Source organism: Chlorogloea sp. CCALA 695, from assembly GCF_003003885.1.
Lineage (GTDB): Bacteria > Cyanobacteriota > Cyanobacteriia > Cyanobacteriales > Chroococcidiopsidaceae > Aliterella.
Window position 1 is genome coordinate 1 of record NZ_PVWN01000105.1, and the last position, 7,983, is coordinate 7,983.

The 7,983-nt window shown below is 42.7% G+C and carries 11 protein-coding genes and 1 pseudogene; 8 read left to right on the forward strand and 4 right to left on the reverse strand.

All coding sequences use genetic code 11. The features are described 5' to 3' along the window. The 3 genes from C7B70_RS24440 to C7B70_RS27380 form a co-directional block, all read left to right on the forward strand. Nucleotides 1-771, forward strand: a 771-nt coding sequence (locus C7B70_RS24440; protein ID WP_233221129.1) for a ParB/RepB/Spo0J family partition protein, incomplete at its 5' end; no start/stop codon positions are given. A 94-nt stretch (nt 772-865) separates the two neighbouring features. Then, entirely contained in the window at nt 866-1,057 is a 192-nt protein-coding gene (locus C7B70_RS27375) for a transposase (protein ID WP_255409382.1), read from the forward strand. Between the two features lie 240 nt (nt 1,058-1,297). Continuing rightward, entirely contained in the window at nt 1,298-1,654 is a 357-nt protein-coding gene (locus C7B70_RS27380) for a hypothetical protein (RefSeq protein WP_199192536.1), read from the forward strand. 125 nt (nt 1,655-1,779) lie between these two features. On the opposite strand, the gene C7B70_RS24455 is transcribed toward C7B70_RS27380, so the two are convergent. The 3 genes and pseudogenes from C7B70_RS24455 to C7B70_RS24460 all read right to left on the reverse strand — a co-directional run bounded on the left by C7B70_RS24455 (nt 1,780) and on the right by C7B70_RS24460 (nt 3,865). Next, the gene (locus C7B70_RS24455) at nt 1,780-2,229 is read right to left on the reverse strand and encodes a hypothetical protein (protein WP_146134163.1); all 450 of its coding nucleotides are present in this window, start codon (nt 2,227-2,229) and stop codon (nt 1,780-1,782) included. A 2-nt stretch (nt 2,230-2,231) separates the two neighbouring features. Beyond that, on the reverse strand, nt 2,232-2,369 hold the full coding sequence (locus tag C7B70_RS26660; protein ID WP_158260583.1) for a hypothetical protein: 138 nt from the start codon (nt 2,367-2,369) through the stop codon (nt 2,232-2,234). A 437-nt stretch (nt 2,370-2,806) separates the two neighbouring features. Next, nucleotides 2,807-3,865: pseudogene (locus C7B70_RS24460) on the reverse strand (ISKra4 family transposase). Nucleotides 3,866-4,027: 162 nt separating this feature from the next. On the opposite strand from C7B70_RS24460, the gene C7B70_RS24465 reads away from it, so the two are divergent. The 5 genes from C7B70_RS24465 to C7B70_RS24480 all read left to right on the forward strand — a co-directional run bounded on the left by C7B70_RS24465 (nt 4,028) and on the right by C7B70_RS24480 (nt 6,381). Next, nucleotides 4,028-4,480: a hypothetical protein gene (locus C7B70_RS24465; RefSeq protein ID WP_106371511.1), complete on the forward strand. Its 453-nt coding sequence runs from the start codon at nt 4,028-4,030 to the stop codon at nt 4,478-4,480. A 157-nt stretch (nt 4,481-4,637) separates the two neighbouring features. Further along, nucleotides 4,638-5,264, forward strand: coding sequence for a hypothetical protein (locus C7B70_RS24470; protein ID WP_106371512.1), 627 nt, complete (start codon nt 4,638-4,640; stop codon nt 5,262-5,264). Nucleotide 5,265: 1 nt separating this feature from the next. Then, nucleotides 5,266-5,667, forward strand: coding sequence for a hypothetical protein (locus C7B70_RS26665; protein WP_158260584.1), 402 nt, complete (start codon nt 5,266-5,268; stop codon nt 5,665-5,667). A gap of 181 nt (nt 5,668-5,848) precedes the next feature. Continuing rightward, entirely contained in the window at nt 5,849-6,070 is a 222-nt protein-coding gene (locus C7B70_RS24475; protein WP_106371513.1) for a Nif11-like leader peptide family natural product precursor, read from the forward strand. Further along, on the forward strand, nt 6,067-6,381 hold the full coding sequence (locus C7B70_RS24480) for a hypothetical protein (RefSeq protein WP_106371514.1): 315 nt from the start codon (nt 6,067-6,069) through the stop codon (nt 6,379-6,381). The genes C7B70_RS24475 and C7B70_RS24480 overlap by 4 nt, the downstream gene beginning before the upstream one ends. Before the next feature lie 88 nt (nt 6,382-6,469). Here C7B70_RS24480 and C7B70_RS24485 read toward each other — a convergent pair whose 3' ends face one another. Continuing rightward, nucleotides 6,470-7,477: a sensor histidine kinase KdpD gene (locus C7B70_RS24485; RefSeq protein ID WP_158260585.1), complete on the reverse strand. Its 1,008-nt coding sequence runs from the start codon at nt 7,475-7,477 to the stop codon at nt 6,470-6,472. Nucleotides 7,478-7,983: the final 506 nt, after the last annotated feature.

The window sequence follows — 7,983 nt, forward strand, 5'->3', positions numbered from 1 at the left end:
TCCTTTCGCAGGCATTGTCCTTGTACTTTGAAGATTTCAGACTTTAATTTTATACTCTTTAGAAGTCTATTAGCTTATCATCAGCATATTAAAAGGGAAGTAATATCAAGACCTAAGCCGATTGGAGCCAGCCAGATTTTTGCTGAAGCTGGACAGACTCAAAAAGTTCATCACTTGTCGAGTCGAGTAGAAGAACTAGAATCTGAGATTGTTCGTCTCAAAAGTCAGGAACTTGCTGCCCAGGAAAAATTAGAACTAGAAGCAAAAGTTCAGGAATTAACACAGCAACTGTCAGCGCAAGGTGGGGTTCAAGAAATTGAAATTGCGCGAATGGAACGCAACATTTTCCAACCCCGGCAGACATTTCCGCAATCTGAACTTGAGGCATTTGCGGAATTGCTGAAGCAAGAGGGACAGCATACCCCCGTCATCTTATTTCCCTGGAAGGAAGGGTACTTGATTTTTGATGGTGAGCGTCGGTGGAGAGCAGCCTCGCTTATTCAGTGGATAACCCTTAAGGCCGTCATTATTGTTTTGGAGTCAGAAGAGATTAACTTTCAAGAGATCCAGAGCCAAGCGTTATCTACATCCATTCATCGAAAAGATCTGCACCCGCTCGATCTGGCAGAATGCCTTATTAACCAGATTGCTTACCGGAACCCGGAGATTGAAGAGGAACGGGATCGCATTCCAACAATGCTCAATACTTGCCTGCAACGCCTAAAGCGAAATAAAAAGCTTTCGGAGTTAACCACGAACCTATCCCACTAAGGTTAAAAATGTGATAATCTAATTTTCAAATCGATTAAGTTACGCGGAATATGGCGGGAAGATTTGAGGGATTGAGTGATCGCATCGATGGAAGTTGTTTGAGGATGTGATGACTGAAAAAGGAGAAAAACGGGAACGGGGAATGCCCCAGGCGCCTTTTCGTCATGTACTGAACACCTTAATGTATGTATTGATTACGGGCTGCCGTTGGTGTGACGTTCCTAGAGGAGAAATCTGGGCATCAAAAAGTTCAGCGCATAGGTGGCTCTGCGCTAAAGGCAAATAGATGGAACGTTAGAACGATTACAAGCACGGATATTAGGCATCGCCTCAAGCGCAAGGATTAATTAACTGGAGCTATGGCGCGATAGACGGGCCAGTATCCCCCTGGGAAAGGCGGCTCTTGAGGATGTAGCGTATGGTTATAAGGGTAAAGGAATTTTAATTCATACCTTGACAGAGGGTAACGGTATGCCTAAGCGCCAATAGCACCACCGCAGCCAATGGTAGTGAACGAGAACAAGTGATGCCGTTAATTGACCGCATTAAAGTCAATAATAATCAACCCGGTAGAAATAGCAAACGAGTCAAAGTACTAGCGGCGGATAAAGGTTACGATTCCAAGGATTTGCGAGCGGCGTGGTGCGTAAACGTGGGATTAGACCACAGTTACCAAAACGCAGTTGGAAGACAAGGAAAAATCGGGGTAGACCAATTAAAATATCAGTCCCACGTTTCCAACAAGAACGCTGCGAGCGCATGGTTTCAAAGAAAATATCGCAGGCTTGTTGTTCGATGGGAGAGAATTTCTGCTTATTTCAATGCTTTTATTTCCCTTGCCACAATTCACATTTGGATCAGTAGAATTTTATTACTGGGATAGATTCGTGGTTAGTGTTTGATGCAGACGGGGTAATTGGGTTGCAACCGTAGCTCCCTTGGGAGCAAGGGCTATTTGAATACAGGCCAACGGCAAGCGGTAATCCACTGGCAGCAATAGCATCCTAGTCAAGCGCCGCTTAAAAAAATTTGTAGCACACATGCCCCAAGCAATAGGAAAAAGGTAATAATTTTCAAGATGTCACGAAGGCGTTTTCGCTCTGCACCAACAAGTAGGGAAAAGTTCAAAGTGGTACAAGCCGTTACAGAATTCACAGCAGAGAAATCTCTCCACCATCCCTGCTCCGGCTGATGACTGATAAAAAATAGCCCAAATGACAACAATATTAAAAGAGCGGCAATCCAGGTTGAAAAATAGTCGAGTCGCTTGTGTTCTGTATCAACGACTGTAGAAATATTAATGGCAATAATCTGAGTGAGAAAGCCCAAGATAAGCAACGCTTCAGAGCTATATGCCAAGAGCTCAAACCCTGGCTTGGAAGAGCCATATCCTAATAGTTCAAATGCTGACTGGTGAGTAATGTATGCCTGAATAAGCAAACCAGCGCAAACCACCATTCCTAGTAAGGCTGCAACAATAAAGAAGATCGCAATTCGTCGCTCCCACACTTTAGATTTAGATACATCTGTGGTGTCTGCTGCCTTGGGTGGTCATCACTATTATCAAATTGCTCCTGCATAATTCTAGTTTGGGGCAAAGTTTCTCTAGTTGTACAATTATCAAATTAATTCAACGTTAACCGATAGAAAAATGTATTGGCGTGCTGCTTAAGTTCCGCTAAATTCCAGTAATTCTTCTGCTTGAGCCACTTAATTACAGCCTTGTGTGCGCTCGTATCAAGATAACCCGTAGAGCCTTGATACTTTAGGGTAAGTCCGGCAGTGCCTTGCTGTTTAAACAGTTGTTTATACTTACTAATGAAGCCAACTGATACTCATAACACATCTCTAATCTCAAGGTAGGATTACTTCTGTAGCACCACATGAACTGCCAACGCCCGTTTTAATTCTCTAGGATCGGGGTTGTTGTGAATGAAATCGCTTAGAGCTTTTATTTCCAAGTTACAGCACTTTAGTAACGGTTATGTTCAAGCATATCTTTAAATCCTCTTTTTTCATAACTGATTCAGGATCGCTATAGCATTCCATTAAGATAAGCAGTGCGATGTTTGAGAACTTGGGACACATTTTGTTTTTTCCACTGTGCGCCGGAGATTTTCACACGCCTACCAATCTGTTTCACTGTGGACTCAATGGCACCAGAACCAATCGAACTAATCTGCTCGGTCTGAAAATACCAGTAATCAGGGATACGAGAGTGATGCTTATAAAGATAAGCAATAAAATTGTCTACTTGAGGGTGTGACCACTCGTTCAATTCGGCAATAGCGGCGGCCACATTTCCCCGCCACAAAAAAGCTTCTACCCTTGCCAAACGAACCTGAGCGCCGCCAACCTTATAAAGGTTTTCTACTAGATGATACCAGTCTAAGATTTCAAGGCGGCTTTCCTTGGTAGCAATGCCAGCAATGAGATTCGCATTGGCCATCATGTCCATCCCCGATGCAAGTGCAAATTTCTGACAGTTGTTGCTGATTTACCCAAGTGAGCAAAGCTTGATTATCTTGAAAATAAGCTGCAACTGCCTGTCCATCAAGGTTTACCGCTTTATAGTCTCGCCACTCACACCCTTGACCTACTTTACTGCGGAGCCTAACTTTTCCCCCATCAACGGTCAACTCTTCTATCTCTTGGTTAACCCTGACTTCGGGAAACTGGTGTCGCTGTACAAGTCTTTGCTGTGTACTGTGGGATATTCTCAGACCTGTAAGGCTTTCCAAATCTTGTGCGGTATTCTCATAGGATACATTTGCACTCAATAGCAAACAGCATTTTTCCAGATGTGGGCTTAGTTGCGTGTTTGGTTTCACCTCTAACTTTTTCGCCTGGTTCTCCGTAAGTTTCAAGATACCAATGCTGCTTTTTACTTTTCTTATTCTGCCTACGGTTGTCCCTGTGACTGCTTGGATAAAAAAATTCCAATTTCTGGGCTGACGTGCTTGAGTATTTTTTGGCGTACTGTTTTCTCTATTTCTTCTAGGGTAATTAAATTCTCTGCTGGGGTCTCCTCATAGAGAATAGCAGCAATAGCTTGTAGATGAGCCTCTAATGCTTCGGCTTTTTTTGGAGTCATATTCCACGTGTTCTGTCTGTTTTTACTCCATCATACATTTTTGTTTTGGATGTAATTGAATGCTTACTCCCTTAACTACTTTAAGCATTAATACTTATTGCAAAAGTGAGATGCTCCCCTCGGCACTCTCTACACGCCGAATACACAAAAAGGATTTCTACTATGTCTACACAAGAATTACTGACGTTTTTGTTTAACGCAATTGCATTAGGCTTCATAATCATCGCATCAATGGATTTTGGCACAAGATTAGTTACCGCCTACAAACAAGTTTCCAGCACTTCAAACTCACCCTCGACTTCCACCCAAAAACCAATCAGCAAATTACCTCTGGCGGTAAAACAACAAGAATTAGGTCAACTGCCCGACCCTTGGTTACTGCCAGTACAAGACAAAGGAGAAATAGTACCCTTAACTAATTTAGCTCAAGGAGAACAAAAGCATTTACGTTTGCTACCTCCAGCTAAAACTATCAATGTTTTTAATCCCGAACTTGAGGATTTGTTGAGAGGGGTAGACTTAGATAAGCTAAAGTTGCGACAAGCTAGGAAGATAGCTAAGGTATTGGGGATAGCTCAGAAAGTAAATGGGCGTGACCAGAAGCTTGCATTTTAAATTAGTCAAATAAAGAGCAAATTACAGCAAGCAAAAGCAGAGATCGTTGAAGTAGTGATCCAAGAATTAATTGCTTGCTAAATAACTTTTTCTCCGGGGATGTTGCTAAGTTGATATCCCTCTTTTTCAAGTAACCTTTTTACAAAAACTATAAATTATGAATCTGCACCAAGCCTTTCAAGTGTTTTTGTCATACTTCGCGGTTGAACAACAAACGATAGCCGCTCAGAAAATAGAAGAAATAACCAAGTCTGAGAATCTGGACATATTTTTAGAAGCTGAGGAAGATTGCAAACCCGGTGAAGTATACTACTGCACCGTTCACGGTTTTCGGAACATGGACTATACGCGCTGTGAACTAAACCAATTTGTCGTTACAAAAAAAGGCTTGGGTTTTTCAAAAGGGCGAGATTTGCCCTACATTTACCGTAGGGGTAGTACATGGTTTCCGCCTCAACTAATTGTTCTTTATCCAAGTGAAGAAGCAAGCATAGCTGGTTATGCTGTTGCCATAAAACTGCCGTATACTGTTGCTGGGCTTGGTCACAATTATCCTCAAGGAACGCTAGTAGTCTGCTTGATGATGGAGAATGAGGAAGTAGCTACAGGTTACGCTAACGCAATTAGGCTACCAGTTGACTACATACGGGTTTACGTTGAGGACTTAGCGATGATGCCAAACAACGATTTACTACCACTTGACAATGGTGATAAATATATTCAGCATATTGATATGCTTGATACCGAGTATGCCGCAATGTTAGTAGATTCTCCAAGGTTTTAAAATGCGAAATCTCTTTTGGTTTCTGCCTGCGGTAGTTATTCCCCTAACGTTTCAGATAATGTCTTCAGGGCAACCATTTTCTACCACAACGGTTGACACTCCTGAGAAAATTCTGCGAGCGCTCCCCCTGCTGCCGCAGACAACAGAAGTCACCCCAAAAGCTAATGCTCCCCATCTGCTAATTTCAGCGAAAAAGCAGCCTCAAAAAGTAATAGCTCGAAAGCATCCACCAAAAGCAAAAAGCTCAAAAAGCAGAGCAATTACGCGCCCCTACACCGCTCCAGCTATTGAGATTAGGGTTGCGATAGAGCCACAAGCTCGCAGAACTTCGCACAAAGAGATGTCAAGATTCCTATTGAACCGAATCAGATGGTTACGGCTGAGTTGGTTGGGATTCGTTTGAAGTTGAATTATTGTGGGTTGAGTAGGGCAATCGTGTATTTGAAGGAACAGTATGCAGTTGGGAATATAGAGGTTAAGATTTAGCAGTCATGAATATTCAGTTTTTGAGCATTTAAAATGGTCTATTATAAGTCTTATCAACAAGTTCGCAACACCAAAGAGCGAGAATAGGAGTTTCAAATATGGCTTTAGATCAACTCGAAGCATTTTTGAGGAAAATGCAGTCTGAAACTGCACTTAAAAATGAGGTGCTTGCTTCATCAACAGCAGATGAAGTTGCACAAATAGCACTCAAGCTTGGTTTTGAATTTTCAGGTGATGAATTATTGAGAATCTCAGGTAAGAAAGTTGGCAGGGTTACTGTTAAAAAAAAGGATCTTCCTGGAGAGTACTGGGGGAATTGAGCGATCACACAAAATATCAGCAGTATTGCGATAGCGCCACAAGCTCGCAGAGCTTCGCCTCCTCAACTGTTGCAAACATCATCGACGGCAACGGGCAACGAAACGAGCTACTTCCGCCATCTGAGGCAGTTCAAATCAGCGCACATAATTCGATTATCCTATTCCAGAATTGGCAAATACCTGCGCTACTATGGATTGAGCCATCTGATGGTGGAGCGGTATTCATCGATAATAGGTGGTACAGAGGCTTGCTCCAATTAATTACCCTGTTTATAGAAGCAATTAGAAACCTGAGAAGATCCCCCCACTGAGCTTTGAGGAATTGCTTATTACTTTTGACTACAGCTTTAGTTTTGATTGAGGAACGGACATTTTCTGTCCGATTGCTTATGAAACTTTCTACCCTTTTTCTGAAGATGTAGAAGCTAAGGGCAAATCAATTGAAAATACACATCCTTGGCACGGGAGGTCGCGGACAGAGAGTACACCTTTGTTTAGCGAGACAGCACGCCGTGAGATCGTCAATCCAAGCCCCAATCCTGATTTGTCTGTTCCTTCCTGAGCAAAAGGCTCAAAGAGTTCTTCCGCCTTACCAGAAGGGAGTCCTCCACATTGATCCTCTACTTCAAGCGAAACACGCTCCTCTACAGCCTTGCTGCGTATCCATACAATCCCACCTGGTTTTGTGAACTTAATCGCATTTTGAACCAGATTCGACAAGGCAGATATTATTAGGTGACGATCTACTAAAACCTCCAATTCAGGCGCTGCACTGGCGCGCACCTCAATTAATTTCGCACCTGCGTCTAATGATGCAGTAGCCTCAACTTCACTAATTAGTTGAATAACTCGACATCTCTGATAGTGAACGGTCGGTTCGTTTCGCAGGCGCACTTCAACAAGGGAACGATCAATAATCTCCTTCATGCGCTGATGAGCATTTTCAAGAATTCTCGCTGTACTCCCATCGGTTCCGACTTTCCCTCTCTTGATGAGTTCGTAAGCTAAAGAAGCGCTAGTCAGTGCATTTCGCAACTCATGTGCTACAAAGCCAAGACGCTGAACCTCATCAAGCTCTGCATTCTCTCGTTGACCTCGATTAAACTCTGTAACTGCTTCAGCAATAGCGACATCAAGGCAGAAATTTAGTCGATTGAATTCTCTAGCGGATGCAGCTTGACCGCTATTTTCCTCCACGTACTGAGTAATAGCTTGACAAAGAGCGCCGTAGCCATGAACCACCTGGGAAATGCTATAGCCAAGTTTTAACGATTCCTTACCACGACGCTCTGCGGAGGCTCTGTGAACATCTCCTATGGCATTGTTACCTACTTCTCCAAAATTGCCTGTGTCGGTGCGTAACACCTCAATGAGTTCATCGTAGAATACAGGTAGTCCTCTTTCCATTTCGTCGCTTGAACTTCTTGAACCAGCAAGGCGCAGGATTTTCTCTGAACATAAAGCAAGAATTTCATCACGTTCTGCTGATAAAAATTCGTACAACATAACAAATGTATTTAATCCTAGATTTATCGTACATTGAAGCAAACAGTGAGGATTTGTCTCAGAAGGAATAATAGTTGATCGATGTCATGGGAAGAAAAATGTTCAACCTTGGTCGAAGAAAGCCATTCATATTTCTTCCCCACGAGTCATCACTAAGGGCAAAAAACCTGCTTATTCTAAAGCTATAACCAGCTTAAGGCAAACAAAGCATTACCCAAAGAGCTTATTCTAACTGAGTTTCAAAAAAATGCGAAACAGCCTTTATATGACTTGTTAAGACTGCAAGCCAACTATATGACTTGTTAAGACTGCAAGCCAACCGCTTGACTCGACAGTTATGGGGTGAATGCTTCAAAACTATTGGGGGTTAATGTGCTGGCGTGGGTAAACGCCAGGATTTATGAGTT

Bases quoted from the DNA above. Each gene is read 5' to 3' on its own strand.
- C7B70_RS24465 (WP_106371511.1), top strand. From the start codon at position 4,028: ATGTCTACACAAGAATTACTGACGTTTTTGTTTAACGCAATTGCATTA.
- C7B70_RS27380 (WP_199192536.1), top strand. From the start codon at position 1,298: ATGCCGTTAATTGACCGCATTAAAGTCAATAATAATCAACCCGGTAGA.
- C7B70_RS24455 (WP_146134163.1), bottom strand. From the start codon at position 2,229: ATGGTGGTTTGCGCTGGTTTGCTTATTCAGGCATACATTACTCACCAG.
- C7B70_RS24485 (WP_158260585.1), bottom strand. From the start codon at position 7,477: ATGGAAAGAGGACTACCTGTATTCTACGATGAACTCATTGAGGTGTTA.
- C7B70_RS24475 (WP_106371513.1), top strand. From the start codon at position 5,849: ATGGCTTTAGATCAACTCGAAGCATTTTTGAGGAAAATGCAGTCTGAA.
- C7B70_RS26665 (WP_158260584.1), top strand. From the start codon at position 5,266: ATGCGAAATCTCTTTTGGTTTCTGCCTGCGGTAGTTATTCCCCTAACG.
- C7B70_RS24470 (WP_106371512.1), top strand. From the start codon at position 4,638: ATGAATCTGCACCAAGCCTTTCAAGTGTTTTTGTCATACTTCGCGGTT.